This is a genomic window from Enterobacter cloacae complex sp. EB5 (genome assembly GCF_031432835.1).
GTDB classification, from domain to species: Bacteria; Pseudomonadota; Gammaproteobacteria; order Enterobacterales; family Enterobacteriaceae; genus Enterobacter; species Enterobacter hormaechei_C.
This window is the reverse complement of record NZ_CP133860.1, coordinates 2,529,444-2,552,602: the sequence shown is the minus strand read 5'-3', so window position 1 is coordinate 2,552,602 and position 23,159 is coordinate 2,529,444. Positions and strand designations below refer to the sequence as shown.

General features: G+C 54.9%; 17 protein-coding genes and 1 pseudogene. 7 read left to right on the top strand and 11 right to left on the bottom strand.

Translation table 11 applies throughout. From position 1 onward, the window contains the following. The first annotated feature begins 2 nt into the window (after positions 1-2). The 4 genes from holC to RHN82_RS12155 all read left to right on the top strand — a co-directional run bounded on the left by holC (position 3) and on the right by RHN82_RS12155 (position 5,031). Positions 3-446: a DNA polymerase III subunit chi gene (gene holC / locus RHN82_RS12170; RefSeq protein ID WP_003861884.1), complete on the top strand. Its 444-nt coding sequence runs from the start codon at positions 3-5 to the stop codon at positions 444-446. After that, the gene (locus RHN82_RS12165; RefSeq protein ID WP_017382726.1) at positions 446-3,301 is read left to right on the top strand and encodes a valine--tRNA ligase; all 2,856 of its coding nucleotides are present in this window, start codon (positions 446-448) and stop codon (positions 3,299-3,301) included. Before holC ends, RHN82_RS12165 begins: the two co-directional genes overlap by 1 nt. A gap of 123 nt (positions 3,302-3,424) precedes the next feature. Next, entirely contained in the window at positions 3,425-3,928 is a 504-nt protein-coding gene (locus tag RHN82_RS12160) for a GNAT family N-acetyltransferase (RefSeq protein ID WP_047051243.1), read from the top strand. A gap of 83 nt (positions 3,929-4,011) precedes the next feature. Then, entirely contained in the window at positions 4,012-5,031 is a 1,020-nt protein-coding gene (locus RHN82_RS12155) for an NAD(P)-dependent alcohol dehydrogenase (protein ID WP_047051244.1), read from the top strand. Positions 5,032-5,123: 92 nt separating this feature from the next. Here the strand turns inward: RHN82_RS12155 and RHN82_RS12150 are convergent, their stop codons facing one another. Continuing rightward, entirely contained in the window at positions 5,124-6,770 is a 1,647-nt protein-coding gene (locus tag RHN82_RS12150; protein ID WP_047051245.1) for a dihydroxyacetone kinase subunit DhaK, read from the bottom strand. A 137-nt stretch (positions 6,771-6,907) separates the two neighbouring features. Between RHN82_RS12150 and RHN82_RS12145 the strand changes: the two genes are divergently transcribed. Then, positions 6,908-8,410, top strand: a complete 1,503-nt coding sequence (locus RHN82_RS12145) for a helicase HerA-like C-terminal domain-containing protein (RefSeq protein WP_032618933.1) — start codon at positions 6,908-6,910, stop codon at positions 8,408-8,410. Here RHN82_RS12145 and RHN82_RS12140 read toward each other — a convergent pair. After that, the gene (locus RHN82_RS12140) at positions 8,390-9,331 is read right to left on the bottom strand and encodes a TIGR01212 family radical SAM protein (protein WP_100245277.1); all 942 of its coding nucleotides are present in this window, start codon (positions 9,329-9,331) and stop codon (positions 8,390-8,392) included. The genes RHN82_RS12145 and RHN82_RS12140 overlap by 21 nt on opposite strands. Positions 9,332-10,018: 687 nt before the next feature. Here RHN82_RS12140 and gltB point away from each other — a divergent pair. Further along, entirely contained in the window at positions 10,019-14,479 is a 4,461-nt protein-coding gene (gltB, locus tag RHN82_RS12135) for a glutamate synthase large subunit (RefSeq protein WP_047051247.1), read from the top strand. A gap of 9 nt (positions 14,480-14,488) precedes the next feature. Next, positions 14,489-15,907, top strand: a complete 1,419-nt coding sequence (gene gltD, locus RHN82_RS12130) for a glutamate synthase subunit GltD (protein ID WP_017382721.1) — start codon at positions 14,489-14,491, stop codon at positions 15,905-15,907. Positions 15,908-15,963: 56 nt separating this feature from the next. Here the strand turns inward: gltD and RHN82_RS12125 are convergent, their stop codons facing one another. The 9 genes and pseudogenes from RHN82_RS12125 to sspA all read right to left on the bottom strand — a co-directional run bounded on the left by RHN82_RS12125 (position 15,964) and on the right by sspA (position 22,866). Then, positions 15,964-16,296, bottom strand: coding sequence for a hypothetical protein (locus tag RHN82_RS12125; RefSeq protein ID WP_310398322.1), 333 nt, complete (start codon positions 16,294-16,296; stop codon positions 15,964-15,966). Positions 16,297-16,308: 12 nt separating this feature from the next. After that, positions 16,309-16,404, bottom strand: a pseudogene (locus RHN82_RS12120) (hypothetical protein); the annotation flags it as partial. Beyond that, on the bottom strand, positions 16,385-16,636 hold the full coding sequence (locus RHN82_RS12115; RefSeq protein WP_310398321.1) for a DUF1120 domain-containing protein: 252 nt from the start codon (positions 16,634-16,636) through the stop codon (positions 16,385-16,387). The pseudogene RHN82_RS12120 and the gene RHN82_RS12115, both read right to left, overlap by 20 nt. A 225-nt stretch (positions 16,637-16,861) precedes the next feature. Continuing rightward, positions 16,862-17,428, bottom strand: a complete 567-nt coding sequence (locus tag RHN82_RS12110; protein WP_047051249.1) for a hypothetical protein — start codon at positions 17,426-17,428, stop codon at positions 16,862-16,864. After that, positions 17,425-19,842, bottom strand: coding sequence for a fimbrial biogenesis outer membrane usher protein (locus RHN82_RS12105; RefSeq protein WP_047051250.1), 2,418 nt, complete (start codon positions 19,840-19,842; stop codon positions 17,425-17,427). Before RHN82_RS12105 ends, RHN82_RS12110 begins: the two co-directional genes overlap by 4 nt. Positions 19,843-19,856: 14 nt before the next feature. Then, entirely contained in the window at positions 19,857-20,561 is a 705-nt protein-coding gene (locus RHN82_RS12100) for a fimbria/pilus chaperone family protein (protein ID WP_047051251.1), read from the bottom strand. 111 nt (positions 20,562-20,672) lie between these two features. Then, entirely contained in the window at positions 20,673-21,353 is a 681-nt protein-coding gene (locus tag RHN82_RS12095; RefSeq protein ID WP_047051252.1) for a DUF1120 domain-containing protein, read from the bottom strand. 371 nt (positions 21,354-21,724) lie between these two features. Then, the gene (gene sspB, locus RHN82_RS12090; RefSeq protein ID WP_047051271.1) at positions 21,725-22,222 is read right to left on the bottom strand and encodes a ClpXP protease specificity-enhancing factor; all 498 of its coding nucleotides are present in this window, start codon (positions 22,220-22,222) and stop codon (positions 21,725-21,727) included. A gap of 5 nt (positions 22,223-22,227) precedes the next feature. After that, a complete protein-coding gene (sspA, locus tag RHN82_RS12085; RefSeq protein WP_003860438.1) occupies positions 22,228-22,866 on the bottom strand; it encodes a stringent starvation protein SspA in 639 nt (212 codons plus the stop codon). Positions 22,867-23,159: the final 293 nt, after the last annotated feature.

Below are 23,159 nucleotides of genomic sequence, written 5' to 3'. Positions count from 1 at the left end.
ATATGAAGAATGCAACGTTCTACCTTCTGGACAACGACACCCATCAGGATGGCCTCAGCGCCGTTGAACAGCTGGTGTGTGAAATTGCCGCAGAACGTTGGCGCGCAGGTAAACGCGTCCTGATTGCCTGTGAAGATGAGCAGCAGGCGATTCGCCTGGATGAAGCGCTATGGGCGCGCCCGCCGGAGAGTTTTGTTCCGCATAACCTGTCGGGCGAAGGTCCACGCGGCGGGGCACCGGTGGAGATTGCCTGGCCGCAAAAACGCAACAGCAGCGCGCGCGACATTCTCATTAGCCTGCGGACAGATTTTGCAGATTTTGCCACCGCTTTCACAGAAGTGGTAGACTTTGTCCCTTACGAAGAATCTTTGAAACAACTGGCGCGCGAACGCTACAAAGCGTACCGCCTGGCCGGTTTTAACCTGAATACGGCAACCTGGAAATAATGGAAAAGACATATAACCCACGCGATATCGAACAGCCGCTTTACGAGCACTGGGAACAGCAGGGCTATTTCAAGCCTAACGGCGACGAAAGCAAAGAGTCCTTCTGCATCATGATCCCGCCGCCGAACGTCACCGGCAGTTTGCATATGGGGCATGCTTTCCAGCAGACCATCATGGATACCATGATCCGCTACCAGCGCATGCAGGGCAAAAACACCCTGTGGCAGGCGGGGACTGACCACGCGGGTATCGCGACCCAGATGGTGGTTGAGCGTAAAATTGCCGCTGAAGAGGGTAAAACCCGCCACGACTACGGTCGCGACGCGTTCATCGACAAAATCTGGCAGTGGAAGGCAGAATCCGGCGGCACCATTACCCGTCAGATGCGCCGTCTCGGCAACTCCGTAGACTGGGAGCGCGAGCGCTTCACCATGGATGAAGGCCTGTCCAACGCCGTGAAAGAAGTCTTTGTGCGCCTGTACAAAGAAGACCTGATTTACCGTGGCAAACGCCTGGTCAACTGGGACCCGAAACTGCGTACCGCCATCTCTGACCTGGAAGTGGAAAACCGCGAGTCTAAAGGCTCCATGTGGCACATCCGCTATCCGCTGGCCGACGGTGCAAAAACCGCCGACGGTAAAGATTACCTAGTGGTGGCGACCACCCGTCCGGAAACCCTGCTGGGCGATACCGGCGTGGCCGTTAACCCGGAAGATCCGCGTTATAAAGATTTGATCGGCAAATTCGTGGTGCTGCCGCTGGTGAACCGCCGTATCCCGATTGTGGGCGACGAACACGCCGACATGGAAAAAGGCACCGGCTGCGTGAAAATCACCCCGGCGCATGACTTCAACGACTATGAAGTCGGTCGTCGCCATCAACTTCCGATGATCAACATTCTGACCTTCGACGGCGATATCCGCGAAAGCGCAGAAGTGTATGACACCAAAGGCAACGAATCCGACGTTTATTCCAGCGACATCCCGGCTGAGTTCCAGAAGCTGGAGCGCTTTGCCGCGCGTAAAGCCATCGTAGCCGCCGTTGACGCGCTCGGCCTGCTGGAAGAGATTAAACCTCACGATCTGACCGTGCCGTACGGCGACCGTGGCGGCGTGGTTATCGAGCCAATGCTGACCGACCAGTGGTACGTGCGTGCCGACGTGCTGGCGAAACCGGCTGTGGAAGCGGTTGAAAACGGCAGCATTCAGTTCGTGCCGAAGCAGTACGAAAACATGTACTTCTCCTGGATGCGCGATATTCAGGACTGGTGTATTTCCCGTCAGCTGTGGTGGGGTCACCGTATCCCGGCGTGGTACGACAACGAAGGCAATGTCTACGTTGGCCGCACCGAAGAGGAAGTGCGTCAGGAAAACAACCTGGGCGCTGACGTTGCCCTGCGCCAGGACGAAGACGTGCTGGACACCTGGTTCTCCTCCGCGCTGTGGACCTTCTCCACCCTCGGCTGGCCGGAAAACACCGACGCGCTGCGTCAGTTCCACCCAACCAGCGTGATGGTCTCCGGCTTCGACATTATCTTCTTCTGGATTGCCCGCATGATCATGATGACCATGCACTTCATCAAAGACGAAGACGGCAAGCCGCAGGTTCCGTTCCATACCGTCTACATGACCGGCCTGATCCGCGACGACGAAGGCCAGAAGATGTCCAAATCCAAGGGTAACGTTATCGACCCGCTGGATATGGTGGACGGTATCTCTCTGGAAGAGCTGCTGGAAAAACGTACCGGCAACATGATGCAGCCGCAGCTGGCGGAGAAAATCCGCAAGCGTACCGAGAAGCAGTTCCCGAACGGGATCGAATCTCACGGTACCGACGCCCTGCGCTTCACCCTGGCGGCGCTGGCCTCCACCGGTCGTGACATCAACTGGGATATGAAGCGTCTGGAAGGTTACCGTAACTTCTGTAACAAGCTGTGGAACGCCAGCCGCTTCGTGCTGATGAACACCGAAGATCAGGATTGCGGCTTTAACGGCGGCGAAATGACCCTGTCTCTGGCAGACCGCTGGATCCTGGCGGAATTTAACCAGACGGTGAAAGCATTCCGCGACGCGCTGGACAGCTACCGCTTCGACATCGCGGCAGGCATCCTGTACGAATTCACCTGGAACCAGTTCTGTGACTGGTACCTGGAGCTGGCGAAGCCGGTCATGAACGGCGGTTCTGAAGCGGAACTGCGCGGCACGCGTAATACGCTGATTACCGTTCTGGAAGGTCTGCTGCGCCTTGCGCACCCGATCATTCCATTCATCACCGAAACCATCTGGCAGCGCGTGAAGGTGATTGCCGGTATTAACGCCGATACCATCATGCTCCAGCCATTCCCGGCATTCGACGCCGCGAAAGTGGATGAAGCCGCGTCTGCGGATACCGAGTGGCTGAAACAGGCGATTGTTGCGGTACGTAACATCCGCGCGGAAATGAACATCGCGCCGGGTAAACCACTGGAGCTGCTGCTGCGCGGTTGCAGCGAAGCTGCCGTTCGTCGCGTCACCGAGAACAACACCTTCCTGAAAACCATGGCGCGTCTGGAAAGCATCACCGTGCTGCCTGCCGATGACAAAGGTCCGGTTTCCGTGACCAAAATCATCGACGGCGCGGAGCTGCTGATCCCGATGGCGGGTCTGATCGACAAAGACGCGGAGCTGGCGCGCCTAGCGAAAGAAGTGGCGAAAGTCGACGTGGAAATTGGCAAAATCGAAAGCAAACTGGCGAACGAGGGCTTTGTGGCCCGCGCGCCGGAAGCGGTCATCGCCAAAGAGCGTGAGCGTCTGGTTGCCTTCGCCGATGCGAAGACCAAACTGATCGAGCAGCAGGCGGTTATCGCAGCCCTGTAATGCTTTTACCCCTTACGCTTCAGGGCGTAAGGGGTATCCTTCCTGAAAACTCCTCGCTTGCACTCCCCTTTCTGCGGTGCTATTAACAGCAGTTGCGTGTCAATTTTTGTTATGAGTAATGCTATGAGCGTGATTACCCCCGTCGCGACGACACTGCGTCGGATCACTGAGCAAGACAACCCGGCTATCGCCGCCGTTATCCGAACGGTTTCTGCCGAATATGGCCTGACCGCCGACAAAGGCTACACCGTGGCCGACCCCAATCTGGACGAACTTTTTCAGCTGTACAGCCAGCCGGGCCATGCCTACTGGGTCATCGAGCAGGACGGCCAGGTCGTGGGCGGCGGCGGCATTGCCCCACTGCTTTGCAGCGAGCCGGATATCTGTGAACTCCAGAAAATGTATTTCCTGCCAACGATACGCGGACAAGGCCTGGCGAAAAAGCTGGCGCTGGTCGCCCTGGAACATGCACGCTCACAGGGCTTTAAACGTTGCTACCTTGAAACCACCGCTTTCCTTAAAGAGGCCATTGGCCTGTATGAACATCTCGGCTTTGAGCATATCGATGCGCCACTGGGCTGCACGGGCCACGTGGACTGCGAAGTCAGGATGCTGAAAAGTCTGTAAGTTTCGTTCCTGCCGTCTTCTGTTAAGCGTCTGTAAACTGAATGCTCTACACTCACAGTTCACACCAAAACAGGGGAAATGCGATGTCGAAGATAAAAAGCTACGCCGCACCGCAGGCGGGTGCAGAACTTGAGCTGTACGAGTACGATGCGGGCGAACTAAAAGCGGAAGACGTCGAAGTACAGGTTGATTACTGCGGGATCTGCCACTCAGATCTCTCGATGATCGATAACGAATGGGGCTTCTCCAGCTATCCGCTGGTGGCCGGGCACGAAGTCATTGGTCGCGTCGTGGCGCTCGGCAGCGCCGCGCAGGACAAAGGGCTGAAAGTGGGCCAGCGCGTGGGTATCGGCTGGACGGCACGCAGCTGCGGCCACTGCGACGCCTGCATCAGCGGCAACCAGATCAACTGCCTTGAGGGCGCAACGCCGACCATCCTGAACAAGGGCGGTTTCGCCGATAAGCTGCGCGCCGACTGGCAATGGGTTATCCCGCTGCCGGACAGCATTGATATCGAATCCGCCGGTCCGCTGCTGTGTGGCGGTATCACCGTCTTTAAACCGCTGCTGATGCATCACATTACCGCCACCAGCCGCGTGGGCGTGATCGGGATTGGCGGGCTGGGGCATATTGCCATCAAGCTGCTGCACGCGATGGGCTGTGAAGTGACGGCGTTCAGCTCTAACCCGGCGAAAGAACAGGAAGTGCTGGCGATGGGTGCGGATAAAGTGGTGAACAGCCGCGATCCGCAGGCGCTTACCGCACTGGCGGGTCAGTTTGATCTGATCATCAATACCGTGAACGTCGATCTCGACTGGCAGCCGTACTTTGAAGCCCTGGCCTACGGCGGTAACTTCCACACCGTGGGTGCGGTGATGAAGCCGCTGCCGGTTCCGGCGTTTACCCTGATCGGCGGGGATCGCAGCGTGTCAGGTTCCGCGACCGGGACACCGTACGAGCTGCGCAAGCTGATGAAGTTTGCCGGACGCACAAAAGTGACGCCAACCACCGAGCTGTATCCGATGTCAAAAATCAACGAAGCGATCCAGCACGTGCGCGACGGCAAAGCCCGCTACCGCGTGGTGTTGAAAGCGGATTTCTGATGTAAGTTTGCCGGGGAATGTGCGGCCTGATGCCCTCACCCCAACCCTCTCCCACAGGGAGAGGGCGCAAACACTAAAAACGGTAACGGTTGTTACCGTTTTGCATCTATCATGGTCTTAAACACTTCCGCCACCGCGACCGCTCCCGGATCCATCACCCCGTCCAGATTCTCTTTATTCACGTACGACGAGCGCCCCGCTCCCGCTTTCGCCATTTTCGCCGTTGCTTCGGCGCCCTGCTGCGCAGCCTGCGCTGCTGCCTGAATATTGCCTTTCTGTAACGCCTCCAGCGCCGGTTGCAGGGCATCGATCAGCGTACGATCGCCGAGATCTGCGCCGCCATACTGCTTCATCTGCGCCAGTCCGCTCAGCAATGCTTCAGGTAGCGGCTGTCCATCGTGAAGCTTTTGTCCTGCCGCCGTGAAGAAGATCGACATCAACACCCCACTCGATCCGCCCATCACCGTTGCCAGCCGCTCGCCTACCAGCAGGAGTAATGTCGGCACGTCGTTAAGGGGCAGGTTGTTCTCCTCAAGTCGCTGCGCAATATCCCGCGCCCCTTGCGCAAAGGTGGAGCCCGTATCGCCATCGCCTACTTTGGCATCCAGCGCGTTAAGGCGATTTTCCAGCTGGATCAATGTTTTCGTTACCGAGGCGACGGCCTCGCTCACCTGCGGATTGTCCGACGGGGTATATTCCACGCGATCATGAAGGGCGCTATGGGGGACGGTACGCAGGGGTGCGAACGCGACTGGCTTCTGCCAGCCCAGCGTCTCGACCCCGGCGTGAATCGCCTTCTCGAAGAAATCGTTGAGCTTTAACAGCGTTAGCGAAAAGCCTTTCATATCCAGCGCACTCACCAGCGGCGCCGGGCCAATCAGATACGCAATGTTCTCTTTCAACGCCGAATGCGCCAGCTCTTTGGTGAGCAGAGCCATCTCCAGCGCTGATACGCCGCCGAGGTTGTTGATCAGCACCGCAAAGCGCCCGTCACCCGCCTGGGCTTTTAGCGGCGTCACCAGCGTGTCGATAATGGCTTTGCTGTTTTGCGTATCCACGACGGATGCTCCCGGCTCGCCGTGAATACCCAGCCCCAGCTCGACATGGCCTTGTTTAATGCGCCCCTCTTCATCGTCGCTACCCGGCAGGTTACAGGTTTGCATCGCAACCCCCAGGCTCCAGAGGTTATCGCAGGCCTGTTGCGCAATATCCCGCACGTCGTTTAGCGATTTCCCCTGCTCTGCCGCATATCCCGCAATCTTATGCACCAGCGCCGTTCCCGCGATACCTCGCGGCTGCTTGTTATCTGGCAGGGCGATATCATCCGCCACGATAACCATCTCGACCTTCAGGCCGTAGCGTTTGGCTTTTTCCGCCGCCAGGCCAAAGTTAAGCCGGTCGCCGGTGTAGTTTTTCACAATCAGCAGGCAGCCACGGTCGCCCGTCACCGCCACAATGGCATTGAGGACCGCATCCACGCTTGGGGAAGCGAACAGATCGCCACACACCGCTGCGGTAAGCATGCCTTTACCGACGAACCCGGCATGTGCCGGTTCATGGCCGGAGCCGCCACCGGAGATCACCGCCACGCGGCTTTTGTCCCAGTCGCCGCGTGCCACCACGCGGATGGCCGGATCGATATCCAGTTTGACGAGATTACCGTGCGGCGCGGAGAGAAGTATGCCTTCTATGGCATCGTTGACAAGCTGTTTGCGGTCGTTAAAAAAGAATCTGGACATAGTTTCCCAAAATTTTGTTTACCGTATGCAAAAGCATAGTCCGCACTGGATAATGCGCCGCAAAGTGAGGAATTTACGCAGACATTTTACCGTCAGGTTGCCTATACTCCACCCAGGACTACGAGAGGACGTGCATCATGAGTACACCATTGTTAATCGCCAGGACGCTGGAAAAAGAGCTGTTTTTACTGCCCGCGATGGCGAACCGTCATGGCCTGATCACCGGCGCGACCGGGACGGGAAAAACCGTCACCCTGCAAAAGCTGGCTGAGTCGCTGTCAGAGACTGGCGTGCCGGTTTTTATGGCTGACGTGAAGGGCGATTTAACCGGGGTGGCTCAGGAAGGCGCAGCGTCAGAAAAACTCCTCGAGCGCCTGAAAAATATCGGCATCACGGACTGGACGCCGCACGGCAATCCGGTGGTGGCCTGGGATATCTTCGGCGAAAAAGGGCATCCGGTGCGTGCCACCGTCTCCGACCTCGGCCCGCTGCTGCTGGCTCGTCTGCTTAACCTCAACGACGTGCAGTCCGGGGTGCTGAACATTATCTTCCGTATCGCCGACGATCAGGGGCTACTGCTGCTCGACTTCAAAGATCTGCGCGCCATCACCCAGTACATTGGCGATAACGCCAAATCCTTCCAGAACCAGTACGGCAATATCAGCAGCGCCTCGGTGGGCGCCATTCAGCGCGGGCTCCTGACGCTGGAGCAACAGGGGGCCGAACACTTCTTCGGCGAGCCAATGCTGGATATCAAAGACTGGATGCGTACCGACAGCAACGGCAAAGGCATTATCAACATTCTGAGCGCAGAGAAGCTCTACCAGATGCCGAAGCTTTACGCCGCCAGCCTGCTGTGGATGCTCTCTGAACTGTACGAACAACTGCCGGAAGCAGGCGATCTGGAAAAACCCAAACTGGTGTTCTTCTTTGACGAAGCGCACCTGTTGTTTAACGACGCGCCGCAGGTGTTGCTGGATAAAATTGAACAGGTTATCCGCCTGATCCGCTCCAAAGGCGTCGGGGTCTGGTTTGTGTCGCAAAACCCTTCGGATATTCCGGACAACGTACTGGGGCAACTGGGTAACCGCGTGCAGCACGCCCTGCGCGCCTTTACGCCGAAAGATCAGAAAGCGGTGAAAGCCGCGGCGCAAACCATGCGCGCCAATCCGGCCTTTGATACCGAAACCGCCATTCAGGCGCTGGGCACCGGTGAAGCGCTGATTTCGTTCCTCGATGCAAAAGGCAGCCCGACAGTTGTCGAGCGTGCGATGGTGATTGCGCCCTGCTCGCGCATGGGGCCGGTAACGGACGATGAACGCAACGGCCTGATCAACCACTCCCCGGTGTACGGGAAGTATGAAGACGAGGTGGATCGCGAATCCGCGTTCGAGATGCTGCAAAAAGGGGTGCAGGCGACTGCTGAATCGCAGGATGCGCCTGCCGCCAAAGGGCAATCTGTTGCCGTGGACGACGGCATTCTCGGCGGGCTGAAAGATATTCTGTTCGGCAGCACCGGGCCACGCGGCGGCAAACGCGATGGTGTGGTTCAGACCATGGCAAAAAGCGCGACGCGTCAGATTACCAACCAGATAGTGCGCGGCATGCTGGGAAGTCTGCTAGGCGGCCGTCGTCGGTAGCGGGGGAACCCACGGGCGGCCCAGCGCCGACCCCTGTACGCCGTGCTCCTGTAGATAACGGTCAATTTCCACCATTCCCGTCCAGCGGTTCTCACACCAGAGCGGTGCCAGAAGCGTTGGACGGCGGGCGCTGGCCGAGATGCGGTGGTAAACAATCTCCGGCGGCGTGTGGCGAATCATCTCCCCCGCCGTCACCGTATAGTCGTCGAGTTCAATACCACTTAACCGCCCCGCTTCCCAGGCTTTCGCCATTATGCTGCCCTTCACAATATGCAGCGGGTGCAGCTTAATGCCGTCCACGCCGGTCTCGACGACTTTTTCGAGCGTTTCCAGCCCGTGCTGCTGCCCTTCTCCTGGCAAGCCGACAATCAGATGCGAGCAGACTTTTAATCCACGCTCGCGGGCGAGACGCGTGGTGCGCTGGTAGCAGGCGAAATCATGCCCGCGATTGATACGGTGCAGGGTTTTGTCGTGCGCGGTCTGCAAGCCCAGCTCCAGCCAGATCTCGTAGCCCTTCTCTTTGTACTCGCTAAGTAAATCCAGCACGGCGTCCGGCACGCAGTCCGGACGCGTCCCCACGCACAGCCCGACAATGTTCGCTTGAGCAACCGCCTGCTGATACATCGAGCGCAGCACCTGCACCTCAGCCCACGTGCTGGTGTAGGCCTGGAAATAGGCCAGATATTGCTTCGCGCGGTTCACCAGACTCGCCTGATGGGCGAGCTGTTCAGCGATAGATTTATGCTGCTGGGCTTCGTCAGCAAACGAGGCCACGTTACAGAAGGTGCAGCCACCACGCCCGATGGTGCCATCGCGATTCGGGCAGCTAAAGCCGCCGTGCAGCGTCAGTTTGTGAACCTTTTGTCCGTAGCGCTGCAAAAGATCCCCACCAAACATATTGACTAATTTCTGTAACTGCATAATCTGATAGACCGTCCCGAAGAAAGGGGACAAGCCTGCCATTTTTAGCCTCTGTCGGCGATGACCTGGATCAATCGCCCTGGACGGCCTTTATCTATTTGAATAAATAATCACGATTACCGAGATTTCATTCATCTTGCACGTAATTACTTTTCCTTATGTTCTGATGGTTTTTTTCATTTATAGCGCCAGGACTGAAAAACAGTGATTTTATGCGGGTTTGAATGCCACGCCAGATTATTATTCTGCTATAAATCCGCATTTCAGCACGCTGCATCGATAATACCGCTTTCATATAGTGAGTCAGATCACACTCCCATACACCTTCCCGACGCTTTAAGTGGTTGTAAAAATAGTTAAATAGACAATAAAAACAAAAAGATAACCACGCTTTAGCACATTTTTGTATAAATAAGATTGCCATTTGACCTGTGTACCAATTCCCGATAAGTTGGAAATCCGCTGGAAGCTTTCTGGATGAGCGGCCTGCTCATCATATTTATGCAGTAATTGAGATTCCCTCTGAAGCAAGTCCTCAAACTTGTTTACCTGCGCGAAAGGATGAAAAAGAGGGCGAATGCGAGGTCCGCGTATGAAACGCTAACCCCGTCGCCATGCTCTTTCTGCGCCTGTGCGCCACGGTAAAGTTCAGTGGGAAGCCCGACGAGCCTGGGGAGGTTCACTGATATGTTGTACGATAAATCCCTTGAGAAGGATAACTGTGGTTTCGGCCTGATCGCCCACATAGAAGGCGAACCTAGCCACAAGGTAGTGCGTACTGCTATTCACGCACTGGCCCGTATGCAGCACCGTGGCGCCATCCTTGCCGATGGTAAAACCGGGGACGGTTGCGGCCTGCTGCTGCAAAAACCGGATCGTTTCTTCCGCATCGTGGCGGAAGAGCGCGGCTGGCGTTTAGCCAAAAACTACGCTGTCGGTATGCTGTTCCTGAATCAGGATCCTGAAAAAGCTGCCGCGTCACGCCGCATCGTTGAAGAAGAACTTCAGCGTGAAACCCTGTCGATTGTCGGCTGGCGCGATGTGCCAACCAACGAAGGGGTGCTCGGTGAAATCGCCCTCTCCTCGCTGCCTCGTATTGAACAGATTTTCGTCAACGCGCCTGCGGGCTGGCGTCCGCGTGATATGGAACGCCGTCTGTTTATCGCCCGCCGCCGCATTGAAAAACGTCTTCAGGACGATAAAGAGTTCTACGTCTGTAGCCTCTCTAACCTGGTGAACATCTATAAAGGCCTGTGTATGCCGGCTGACCTGCCGCGCTTCTACCTGGACCTGGCGGACCTGCGTCTGGAATCGGCCATTTGCCTGTTCCACCAGCGCTTCTCCACCAACACCGTTCCACGCTGGCCGCTGGCGCAGCCGTTCCGCTACCTGGCGCATAACGGCGAGATCAACACCATTACCGGTAACCGCCAGTGGGCCCGCGCCCGTACCTATAAATTCCAGACGCCGCTGATCCCGGATCTGCACGATGCCGCGCCGTTCGTGAACGAAACCGGCTCAGACTCCAGCTCCATGGATAACATGCTGGAACTGCTGCTGGCAGGCGGGATGGATATCGTGCGCGCCATGCGTCTGCTCGTGCCACCGGCCTGGCAGAACAACCCGGATATGGACCCTGAGCTGCGCGCGTTCTTCGACTTTAACTCCATGCACATGGAGCCGTGGGACGGCCCGGCAGGCATCGTGATGTCCGACGGTCGTTTTGCCGCCTGTAACCTGGACCGTAACGGTCTGCGTCCGGCACGCTACGTCATCACCAAAGACAAGCTCATCACCTGCGCCTCTGAAGTCGGGATCTGGGATTACCAGCCTGACGAAGTGGTCGAGAAAGGCCGCGTCGGTCCGGGCGAGCTGATGGTGATCGACACCCGCGGTGGACGCATTCTGCATTCCGCCGAAACCGACAACGATCTGAAGAGCCGCCATCCGTACAAAGAGTGGATGGAGAAAAACGTGCGTCGTCTGGTGCCGTTTGAAGATCTGTCGGACGAAGACGTGGGCAGCCGCGAGCTGGACGATGACACTCTCGCGAGCTTCCAGAAGCAGTTTAACTACAGCGCGGAAGAGCTGGACTCGGTTATTCGCGTGCTCGGCGAAAACGGCCAGGAAGCGGTCGGCTCAATGGGTGACGATACCCCGTTCGCCGTGCTCTCCAGCCAGCCACGCATTATTTACGACTATTTCCGTCAGCAGTTTGCGCAGGTCACCAACCCGCCAATCGATCCGCTGCGTGAAGCCCACGTTATGTCGCTGGCCACCAGCATCGGCCGTGAGATGAACGTCTTCTGTGAAGCCGAAGGCCAGGCGCATCGTCTGACCTTTAAATCACCGATCCTGCTGTACTCCGATTTCAAACAGCTCACCACCATGACTGAGGAGCACTATCGCGCCGACACGCTCGATATCACCTTCGACGTGACTGAAACGAGCCTCGAAGAGACGGTGAACGCGCTGTGCGACAAAGCCGAGCAGATGGTGCGTAACGGCACCGTTCTGCTGGTGCTGTCTGACCGCAACATCGCCAAAAACCGTCTGCCGGTGCCTGCCCCCATGGCGGTGGGGGCTATCCAGACGCGTCTGGTGGACAAGAGCCTGCGCTGCGACGCCAACATCATTGTTGAAACCGCGAGCGCGCGCGACCCGCACCACTTTGCGGTGCTGTTAGGCTTTGGCGCGACGGCGATCTACCCGTACCTGGCCTACGAAACGCTGGCCCGCCTGGTGGATACCCGCGCAATCGACAAAGACTACCGTGCTGTGATGCTGAACTACCGTAACGGCATCAACAAAGGTCTGTACAAGATCATGTCCAAAATGGGCATCTCGACCATCGCCTCTTACCGTTGCTCGAAGCTGTTTGAAGCGGTCGGCCTGCATGACGAGGTCGCTAATCTCTGCTTCCAGGGCGTGGTCAGCCGTATCGGCGGCGCCGGTTTTGCTGACTTCCAGCAGGATCTGGTGAACCTCTCGAAGCGCGCCTGGCTGGCACGTAAGCCGCTGGAACAGGGCGGCCTGCTGAAATATGTCCACGGGGGCGAGTATCACGCTTATAACCCGGACGTGGTGCGCACGCTGCAACAGGCGGTGCAGAGCGGCGAGTACAGCGATTATCAGCAGTATGCAGAGCTGGTGAACAACCGTCCGGCAGCGACGCTGCGCGATCTCATTGCCCTCAATCCGGGTGATGAAGCGGTCAGCATTGACGAGGTTGAGCCCGCGTCTGAGCTGTTCAAACGTTTCGACACCGCGGCGATGTCCATCGGCGCGCTGAGCCCGGAAGCCCACGAAGCGCTGGCGGAAGCCATGAACAGCATCGGCGGCAACTCCAACTCCGGCGAAGGCGGTGAAGATCCGGCCCGCTACGGCACCAACAAAGTGTCCCGTATCAAGCAGGTGGCGTCCGGTCGCTTTGGCGTAACGCCAGCGTACCTGGTCAACGCCGATGTGATTCAGATTAAAGTCGCGCAGGGGGCGAAACCGGGTGAAGGCGGTCAGCTGCCGGGTGATAAAGTCACCCCATACATCGCTAAGCTTCGTTATTCAGTGCCGGGCGTGACGCTGATCTCCCCGCCGCCGCACCACGATATCTACTCTATCGAGGATCTGGCGCAGCTGATTTTCGACCTGAAACAGGTCAACCCGAAAGCGATGATCTCCGTGAAGCTGGTTTCCGAACCGGGCGTTGGCACCATTGCCACCGGCGTGGCGAAAGCCTATGCGGATCTGATCACTATCGCCGGTTACGACGGCGGCACCGGCGCAAGCCCGCTCTCCTCCGTGAAATACGCAGGTTGTCCGTGGGAGCTTGGCCTGGTGGAAACCCAGCAGGCGCTGGTCGCTAACGGCCTGCGTCACAAGATCCGTTTGCAGGTGGACGGCGGACTGAAAACCGGCCTCGACATCATCAAAGCGGCGATTCTGGGAGCGGAAAGCTTCGGCTTTGGTACCGGCCCGATGGTTGCGCTCGGCTGTAAATACCTGCGTATTTGCCACCTGAACAACTGTGCAACGGGCGTTGCTACCCAGGACGAAAAGCTGCGTAAGAATCACTACCACGGTCTGCCGTTCAAAGTGACTAACTACTTTGACTTCATCGCCCGTGAAACCCGCGAGCTGATGGCGCAGCTGGGCGTGAAGCGTCTGGTAGACCTGATTGGCCGTACCGACCTGCTGAAAGAGCTTGAGGGCTTCACGGCCAAGCAGCAGAAGCTGGAGCTGTCTAAGCTGCTGGAAACCGCTCAGCCGCATCCTGGCAAAGCGGTTTACTGTACCGAGAACAACCCGCCGTTCGACAACGGCGTGCTGAACGCACAGCTGCTGCAACAGGCGAAGCCGTATGTGGATGAGAAGCAGAGTAAAACGTTCTGGTTTGATATCCGCAACACCGACCGTTCCGTGGGTGCGTCTCTCTCCGGTTACATCGCGCAAACGCACGGCGATCAGGGCCTGGCGTCGGATCCGATTACCGCCCACTTCAGCGGTACCGCGGGTCAGAGCTTCGGCGTGTGGAACGCAGGCGGGGTTGAGTTATACCTGACCGGCGATGCCAACGACTACGTTGGAAAAGGCATGGCGGGCGGTCTGCTGGCGGTGCGTCCTCCGGTTGGTTCAGCCTTCCGCAGCCATGAAGCGAGCATCATCGGCAATACCTGTCTGTACGGCGCAACCGGCGGCCGTCTGTTTGCCGCGGGCCGTGCGGGAGAACGTTTTGCGGTGCGTAACTCCGGCGCCATCACCGTGGTGGAAGGCATCGGCGATAATGGCTGTGAATACATGACGGGCGGAATTGTGTGCGTCCTGGGTAAAACCGGCGTGAACTTTGGCGCGGGCATGACGGGCGGTTTTGCCTACGTCCTGGATGAAGACGGTGAGTTCCGCAAACGCGTGAACCCGGAACTGGTGGAAGTGCTGGACGTTGATACGCTGGCCATCCATGAAGAACACCTGCGCGGCTTAATTACCGAACACGTGCAGCATACCGGTTCTTCGCGCGGCGAAGAGATCCTGGCGAACTGGCCGGCGTTCTCTGCGAAATTCGCGCTGGTGAAGCCGAAGTCCAGCGATGTTAAAGCCCTGTTGGGTCACCGTAGTCGTAGCGCAGCAGAGCTGCGCGTGCAGGCGCAGTAAGGAATTCAGATGAGCCAGAACGTTTACCAGTTTATCGACCTTCAGCGTGTTGATCCGCCAAAGAAACCGCTGAAGATCCGTAAAATTGAATTTGTTGAAATTTATGAGCCGTTTTCAGAAGGCCAGGCCAAAGCACAGGCAGACCGCTGCCTGTCCTGCGGTAACCCTTACTGCGAATGGAAGTGTCCGGTCCATAACTACATTCCGAACTGGCTGAAGCTGGCCAACGAAGGGCGTATTTTTGAGGCCGCCGAGCTGTCTCACCAGACCAATACCCTGCCGGAAGTGTGCGGTCGCGTGTGTCCTCAGGATCGTCTGTGTGAAGGCTCCTGTACGCTGAACGACGAGTTTGGCGCGGTGACCATCGGCAACATCGAACGCTATATCAACGATAAAGCGTTCGAGATGGGCTGGCGTCCGGATATGACCGGTGTGCGTCAAACCGACAAGCGCGTGGCGATTATTGGCGCGGGCCCGGCAGGCCTGGCCTGTGCGGACGTGCTGACCCGTAACGGCGTGAAGGCGGTGGTCTTTGATCGCCACCCTGAGATTGGCGGCCTGCTGACCTTCGGTATCCCGGCCTTCAAGCTGGAGAAAGAGGTGATGACCCGCCGCCGCGAAATCTTCACCGGCATGGGCATTGAGTTCAAACTCAACACCGAAGTGGGCCGCGACGTGCAGCTCGACGACCTGCTGAAGGATTACGACGCCGTGTTCCTGGGCGTGGGCACTTATCAGTCCATGCGCGGTGGTCTGGAGAATGAAGATGCGCCAGGCGTGTACGACGCGCTGCCGTTCCTGATTGCAAATACCAAACAGCTAATGGGCTACGGCGAGACCGCCGATGAGCCGTTCGTCAGCATGGAAGGCAAACGCGTGGTGGTGCTGGGCGGCGGTGATACCGCGATGGACTGCGTGCGTACCTCCATTCGTCAGAATGCGGCGCATGTCATCTGTGCCTACCGTCGTGACGAGGAGAACATGCCGGGCTCTAAGCGCGAAGTGAAAAACGCGCGTGAAGAGGGCGTCGAGTTCCAGTTCAACATCCAGCCTCTGGGTATTGAAGTGAATGCCAACGGTAAAGTGAGCGGCGTGAAGATGGCGCGCACGGAGATGGGTGCGCCGGATGCGAAAGGCCGTCGTCGTGCGGAGATCGTGGCCGGGTCTGAACACGTGATCCCGGCTGATGCCGTGGTGATGGCGTTTGGTTTCCGTCCTCACAGCATGGAGTGGCTGGCGAAGCACAGCGTAGAGCTGGACTCTCAGGGCCGCATCATTGCGCCAGAAGGCAGCGATAACGCGTTCCAGACCAGCAACCCGAAAATCTTCGCCGGTGGCGACATCGTTCGCGGCTCTGACCTGGTGGTCACGGCGATTGCCGAAGGCCGTAAAGCGGCCGACGGGATCATGAACTTCCTCGAAGTGTAAATAAGAACGCCCGGCAATGCCGGGCGTTATTTTTATACTCTGCCAGTTTCTGAATATTACAGATACTTGATGGTAAACGTTGCCTGACCATCCATGTTGGTATCATCAGTAATAGCCAGCGTATTGGTATCCTGAATCGCAGCGGCAACGGTCATCGGGATTACCACATTTTTAAACGCAACTGGAGTAGTAGTACCCGTGGTAGCAACGGAGACAACCTGAGTACCATTATTATCCATCAGTGCACCAGTGTTGGACCAGGAGGTGCCATTGTCAGAACTAAAGATCGCCGATACGGTGGTGCTATCCGCAGTAATCGTACTGTTTTTCACGTAAATAGTGTAGTTACCAATGTTAACTTTCCCTGCGGTCTGGTTCAGACCAAACATATTGCCCGGCTGAACAATATCATTCCCGTTACCCGCGCCATTTTGAACCGCAATATTTGGCGCAGTGCCACTGCGATCGTCAGAAACGCTAAAGCCCGCTTTGGTCAGCGCAGGGCAGGTAATAGAAAAGAGAGAAATCTTTCTGGCCCAACTGGTTAATCGTAGCGGCGTTCAGGCTTGACAGGTGGATTGTGCCGTAATCCACCACGCCGCCGCCGCTGATTTCAGGGGTGCAACCGCCATTTGTCAGAACGCCCGTAACTTTCAGTACGGCGGTGTCTGCGGCAAAAGCAGATGATACACACATAGCAAGCATAGAAGCCAATACAACTTTTTTCATTTGTTAATCCTTAACATTAGTTTAAATAAAATTTATTTACTTCTTTTAATAGCAAAGATAATTCCCACTATTATAAAGAATCTTTTTTTTCAAAAAGGAATGCGAGCATGCTGTCCTTTTTAAAACCTCAGATAACCGTCTTAAGCGTAATCGCTGTCATTGTTTTCACACAACAATCTGACGGGATATTAATATCCTTAAAATATTAACTACGTATCATGTAGCTTATGGATTAGCGCCCAGTATTTTCCAGCTCAAATCGCTTTCCAGCGTAGTTTGATCGGCATTATTACTGAACGCACTTTCATTAAGCACTGGGAATATCGTGGCTGTAAATGTCATCTGCTGGCCCGCTACGGCCTGGTTATTTTCAACCGCGACGACGGCTTCGTTATTCCGTAAATAGAATGGTGAAGGCGACCCGCTTTCCGGCGTAAAGTTAAGCTGATCAACCGTCTTACCCACGGTATAGCTTTTGCCATCTACATTCATATCATCAATTTTTACCGCGACACCGCCATTCTGACCAAAACGGAAGCGACCCTTCTCTCCTGCATTACCCTGTAAAAGCACTGCCAGCTTTTGTTTGTCCGGGCAAAACACATTCACGGTAACTTCCCGCTCCGGCAATTTGTGCCAGCTTTGCTGCGACGTGACAATATCGTCACGCTTTAACTGTTTATAATCTACAACGGGCTGAGAAAGCGTGATCTGACAATCCTCGGCAAACGTCAGGCCGGGTAAACAAAGCGCCAGAAGCGCCGCTATTTTTATTACGCGCTGAATCTTCATCGGCATACTCCGTTTACTTCTTCATAGAATGCCTCGTCATCTTTTTTATCACTTAAGGCGTAGTGAATCTGACAAAGTCGGTTGTTATTGTCATCCATGGCATACAGGCCTTTTAACTGCTCGGCATCGTTGATAAACACATGGCCATCATCCACGCTGGTGACAATATAGTTGCCCTTCTCATCAACAATAGATATCCCCTTCGCCAGCGGTGTGCCATCCGCTCTCTTCACCCGCAGCATCACGCGACGGCTATTAAGGATTTTAAAGCTGACTTCACTCACGGAAGCATGCCCTGCCGCAACGTATTTAATGCCGTTTGCCAGCGTCATGCTTGGCGGAAGTTTATTGGCATCAATTTCAATGCGGGAGTTGCGCCACTCATTCAAGCCCGGCACGACAGCCTGTCCCCAGTGATCGGTCCAGATGGTGCCCTGCGGGGTTGAAATCTCTACGCCGCTCTTCGGCTCATTCAGCTTAGCGATGGCGAAAGTATCTTTAATAGAGTACGGCGAGAAGGTCACGCCATCCTTATGCATCGCAATACCACCCGCCAGGGTTGCGCTATAGTTGCGCTGGTTATTACCGCTGCTGCCCCCACCGATGCTCAGTTGTGTATAGTGCAAGTTAGTGTTGATGTTGCCGTTAAAGCTATTCTCATTGTCATCGTTATCACGATCCGCTGAGATATAATAATTGGTGTTATCGCCAATAGCCCCACTGTTCGCAACGCCGTAGCTGGTGCTGTCACCCTGCTTGCGCATATAACTGCTCAGGCTTTGCGAGCCGCCGAGTGGAATGCTCAGGTTGACGTAGAGCATATCGTCATCCTGCTCGTCATCAGTGTTTCCGACGGCGCTCTGCCAGTTCACGGTGATGCTGGCATATTTAAAGCTTTTCCCCCACGAGAGCAGCAGGTAGCGGCTGTCCTCATAGTTTGCGCTCTGGTTGTAGTTAAACCCTGCGCTAAACGTGCCCGCAATCCCGGAAGCAAAACTTACGTTGCCGCTGTAAGTATTATCATTAGGCTGAAATTCGTCATCCAGCGCATCGGCAAGCTCGCGGTAACCGTTGCTAAAATGCGTTGCGCTGGCGGAAAGGCTCACGTGCTCGCTCAGCGTTAAATCGCTTTGCAGCTCGGTTTTAAGCCCGGTATTACTGTCGCCAAACTGCTCTTTACTTGCCGCAGCGGTAGTGGTGATGCCCCAAATGTCGGAGAGCATAAACTCCGCGCTGCCGCCCGCAGCCTGGTACTTTTCTGCCACCGCGCCAGATGCCAGCACGTTCATCCATGGCGTAATACGCCAGCCGTCAGAGACGTTCGCTACCAGCGGATCGCTATAATCGCTGTCAATACTCCGTACCTGTCCCATAGACATGGTCAACCCCTGCGGGCGCCCCAGCTTGCGGGCTCTGACGGCGGAAGCAGGCACAATAAAGTGGCTGGAAGAGCCATCCGATTCCACGACGGTTACGTCGAGATCGACGTTATTTCTGACAACAGGCACATCGTCCAGGGTGAAAGGCCCCGCTGGTACTAACGTACTGAAGACGAGACGTCCGCTCTGGCGCACCTCAACGCGTGCCTGCGAGGAACGGGCGATACCCGATACGCTTACGCCGGTCCCGTCCCTTTCCAGACCATTGGTAGGCATAAGCTGCACACCGGTAATCGGTACACCGCTTAATACGCCGGACATGGCGTTGATTTCACCCACCTGCATGGTCAGACGCTGGGGAACAAAAACATGCTCGGCGTAGGTATAAATGCTTTCTGCATTTTTATCGCCATCATCATCCGTCAGGATATAGCGGCTGCGTACAGACCAGTCCATCGCATTAAAACCGGCCTCCAGGCTCGCCTGCGAATAGCGGCTGTTATCGCTGTCGTCATACTCGTTACGCGTACTGAATAATGAGTAATTGAGTAACGCCGCCGTGCCACCTTGCTGAAAGTGCGTAATATTGGAGGTTAAGCTGTTAATGGCTTCCTGGGGTAAATAAAGCTCTACCGCGTCCTGGTTTGGTAAGGCGTTGACGACCGCCTGCGCATAATCGCTGCGGATATCATGACACGTCTCGTCAGCCTTGAGCGGGACAGGCATAATACCGGCAAAATCCAGAAAATCTTTATCAATACAGAGCACGCCGTCTTCATTAAAACGTACAGCGGCCGTACCGCGATCTTTCCCGTTCACTTTAACCTGTACAGAGTGTGTACCGGGTAGGAATCGTGGCGCTTGTGCAAAGTAACGGTTTAAATCGGGGCTTAATCCGCGTGACTGGATAATGCCCGTATCAAACGTCACTTCCCTTGCATACAAAGAGGGTGACGCGAGTAATACCAGAGGTAACGTGCCGCAAAGAATAGCGCGGACACAAAGTGCAAGGCGGCTTTTTTTACACACCGTCATATCCCTACTGAGTGTTATTTATTTAATTCTGAAACAAAGCTCGGTACTTCCACACCGTAGCGGCTGGCCGGGAAAAATTTAACTTTATTATCGCCGCTTACCGCTTTCTTCAGCGTTGCGGTCATACTTTGGCCAGGTAAAATATAGGTTTTAGGCAGATTGCCCGCAGTGCCCGATGGCTGTGTCACGACGTTTTGCGCCAGACGCACAACATATTTGCTTGGGTTTTTCACCGTAAGCGTTGTACCCGTTGCGTTCCATTCCAGGTACTTCCATGCATCGGTAACAACCGCCAGTTTCGCCGGACGGATAAGCACTGGCAAATCCTGACGAAGATTAAATCCGATCTTAATGTTCTTGTTATCGCTTTTCGGCGGAATACCCTCGAACGTCACACGTTTATAGTGTTCAACGTCCAGCGGCTCTTTATTTTGTAAAATAAAACGAAGCTGCTGGGTCTGGCCAGGCTCCAGTCGCACCACTGGCTGGGTGGCAATCAGTTTTAAACCCTGATCGTCAGGTAAATCGAGAACATTGGTATATAACAGCGCCGGAAAACTGTCCGTATTTTTGACGTTGATTGTACCGCTGTGCGTCGCCTCATCAATCACCAGCAAACTGGTTTCAGGAACCATTCCTGCGGCATATGTCGAAAATTGTGCTGAAAACAGAGCCGCAGCAATAAACGATTTAACTAAGGCTTTTTTTAAATAAGACATAATTATCACTCCTTAAATTCACAACACAACATTCCATGTTCGCGTGTAGTTAGTAAGGAATAAATACGAGGTATCTATTCCTTTATTAATTAAAAAATCGACGTTAAAATATTATAAATATTTCAGGCTGATAGTCAGCTGACCATCAAGTTTGGTATCGTCAGTAATAGCCAGTTTGGTGGTATCCTGAATAGCCAACGCAGTAACCAGTGGGAAGGTTGCAGTGATGAATGCCAGCGGCTCCAGGGTGCCAGTTGTCGCAACGCTCATGTCACGAATGCCAGCAGCACGGGTTTGGCCCGAGCTCTTTGCCCAGGCAGTCGCGCCCTTGTCCATTAAAATGGTATCAACATTTTTGCCATCAGCAACAACGCTAGCAATATTGACAAACATGGAGTAGTCACCAATTTTCACGCCGCCCGCTGTTTTACCTACGCCGTAGGTCTGATCGGTATCAGAGTAGCTGATAATGTCGCCACCATTATACTGACCCTTTTCAATAGTGACACCTGCGTTGGAATCAGCACGATCGTCAACCATATTCCACGCTACTTTCGTTGCAGCGGTGCAGTTGATAGTCAGGTCGATATTTTTCTGACCCAGCTGGTTTACTGCGGTTGGGGAAAGATCGCCTAAATGGATAGAGCCATAATCTACAATGCCACCTTTACTTAATACTGGCGTACATGCAGCATTTGTCAGCTTACCGGTTACCTTCAACACTGCGGTATCAGCAGCAAACGCTGACGCAACACAAAGAGACAGCGCAGTCGCAAGAATAACTTTTTTCATTTGTTAATCCTTAACATATGATTATTAAAAAATATTTTTTCCTTCAGCAACAAAACTATATTTATAATATTAGTCGTTACTGGCGGATCTTATAATATTATTTTTATAAATATATGCAATTTAGCAAATTTAATTTTTACTTTTAGTTTGCCTGATATAATAATCATGAATTATTAAATGGCGGGTTACGCAAGTTTACCCCTACAATTTATTCATTGAATTTATTATTGTAACCCTATTTTTATCTGTTAAAGATAACAAAAAAAGTATTCCTACAGTCTGACATTTCAATCAATCTAAAAAATATATAATTTTCTCCAAAAAAAACGGCCAGGCGTATGCCTGGCCGTAGAGAGTCAAACTGAGTTGCGTTATTTTACAACGCGCAATGCCGGACGTCCCCCGCGCGGCGGCGGATCGTCATCAGGATCGTTATCATCTTCGCGATCGGACTTATCGCCATCAATTACAGACATCACCGTTTCGCTTTCGCTCCCAACGCCACCCTCTTCATCGTTCAGGCTGATAGCGTCTTCGTCGTAAGCCGATTCCGGCTCAAACATTGTCCCGGCGCCGTTTTCACGGGCATAGATGGCCAGCACCGCTGCCAGCGGAACGGAAACCTGACGCGGCACACCGCCGAAGCGCGCATTAAAGCGCACTTCGTCATTCGCCAGCTCCAGGTTACCCACTGCGCGTGGCGCAATATTCAGTACGATCTGTCCGTCGCGCGCGTATTCCATTGGAACCTGCACGCCCGGCAACGTCACATCCACAACCAGGTGCGGCGTGAGCTGGTTATCCAGCAGCCATTCATAGAAGGCGCGCAGCAGATACGGACGGCGTGGTGAAAGTTGTGACATTTCCACAGTCATTAGCCTCGGCCGAGACGCATTTCACGTTCCGGTTCAGTTAAGGATGCCAGGAAAGAGTCGCGCTCAAAGACGCGAGTCATGTAGCCTTTCAGCTCTTTTGCGCCAGGGCCGCTGAACTCTACGCCCAGGGTTGGCAGACGCCACAGCAGCGGAGCCAGGTAGCAATCCACCAGGCTGAACTCGTCGCTCAGGAAGAAAGGCTTTTGACCAAATACCGGCGCAATCGCCAGCAGCTCTTCACGCAGCTGTTTACGTGCAGCATCCGCTTCAGAAGAGGAACCGTTGACGATAACGTTCATCAGCGAGTACCAGTCTTTCTCGATACGCTGCATGTACAGGCGGCTTTCACCACGCGCAACAGGATAAACAGGCATCAGCGGCGGATGCGGGAAACGCTCATCCAGGTATTCCATAATGATACGGGATTCCCACAGGGTCAGCTCGCGATCCACCAGCGTCGGTACGCTTTGGCTCGGGTTGAGATCGATCAGATCCTGAGGCGGGTTATCCTTTTCCACATGCTCGATCTCAAAACTGACACCCTTCTCGGCCAGCACGATACGAACCTGATGGCTATAAATGTCAGTAGGACCAGAAAACAGCGTCATTACCGAACGTTTGTTGGCAGCGACAGCCATGAAAACCTCCAGGTATATTCAGAATTTTTACTGCTACCAGCCCAACGGGGCCAGCCAGATGATGTATCGCCCATCCCAGAGAAGACACATTGTTCAAGAATCGAACAAAAATCGAGTATTCACCGATATTTGGGCAGAAAATTGGATGATAGTTTACCAGATTTTGATGGCTTTGTGGTGAGGGGATTCCGGAAATGTGGAAAAAGAGAAGATATATGAAATGTTACTGTGGATAACCTGCGCATTATCCATAAAAAAACCCGCCGAAGCGGGTTTTTCGCCAATCGTTCTGC

Coding starts and splice junctions, on each gene's coding strand:
- RHN82_RS12140 (WP_100245277.1), bottom strand. CDS start 9,331: ATGCAGTTACAGAAATTAGTCAATATGTTTGGTGGGGATCTTTTGCAG.
- RHN82_RS12115 (WP_310398321.1), bottom strand. CDS start 16,636: ATGAAAAAAGTTGTATTGGCTTCTATGCTTGCTATGTGTGTATCATCT.
- gltB (WP_047051247.1), top strand. CDS start 10,019: ATGTTGTACGATAAATCCCTTGAGAAGGATAACTGTGGTTTCGGCCTG.
- sspA (WP_003860438.1), bottom strand. CDS start 22,866: ATGGCTGTCGCTGCCAACAAACGTTCGGTAATGACGCTGTTTTCTGGT.
- RHN82_RS12165 (WP_017382726.1), top strand. CDS start 446: ATGGAAAAGACATATAACCCACGCGATATCGAACAGCCGCTTTACGAG.
- RHN82_RS12110 (WP_047051249.1), bottom strand. CDS start 17,428: ATGAAGATTCAGCGCGTAATAAAAATAGCGGCGCTTCTGGCGCTTTGT.
- holC (WP_003861884.1), top strand. CDS start 3: ATGAAGAATGCAACGTTCTACCTTCTGGACAACGACACCCATCAGGAT.
- RHN82_RS12145 (WP_032618933.1), top strand. CDS start 6,908: ATGAGTACACCATTGTTAATCGCCAGGACGCTGGAAAAAGAGCTGTTT.
- RHN82_RS12100 (WP_047051251.1), bottom strand. CDS start 20,561: ATGTCTTATTTAAAAAAAGCCTTAGTTAAATCGTTTATTGCTGCGGCT.
- RHN82_RS12155 (WP_047051244.1), top strand. CDS start 4,012: ATGTCGAAGATAAAAAGCTACGCCGCACCGCAGGCGGGTGCAGAACTT.
- RHN82_RS12105 (WP_047051250.1), bottom strand. CDS start 19,842: ATGACGGTGTGTAAAAAAAGCCGCCTTGCACTTTGTGTCCGCGCTATT.
- RHN82_RS12160 (WP_047051243.1), top strand. CDS start 3,425: ATGAGCGTGATTACCCCCGTCGCGACGACACTGCGTCGGATCACTGAG.
- gltD (WP_017382721.1), top strand. CDS start 14,489: ATGAGCCAGAACGTTTACCAGTTTATCGACCTTCAGCGTGTTGATCCG.
- RHN82_RS12095 (WP_047051252.1), bottom strand. CDS start 21,353: ATGAAAAAAGTTATTCTTGCGACTGCGCTGTCTCTTTGTGTTGCGTCA.
- RHN82_RS12125 (WP_310398322.1), bottom strand. CDS start 16,296: ATGTTTGGTCTGAACCAGACCGCAGGGAAAGTTAACATTGGTAACTAC.
- RHN82_RS12150 (WP_047051245.1), bottom strand. CDS start 6,770: ATGTCCAGATTCTTTTTTAACGACCGCAAACAGCTTGTCAACGATGCC.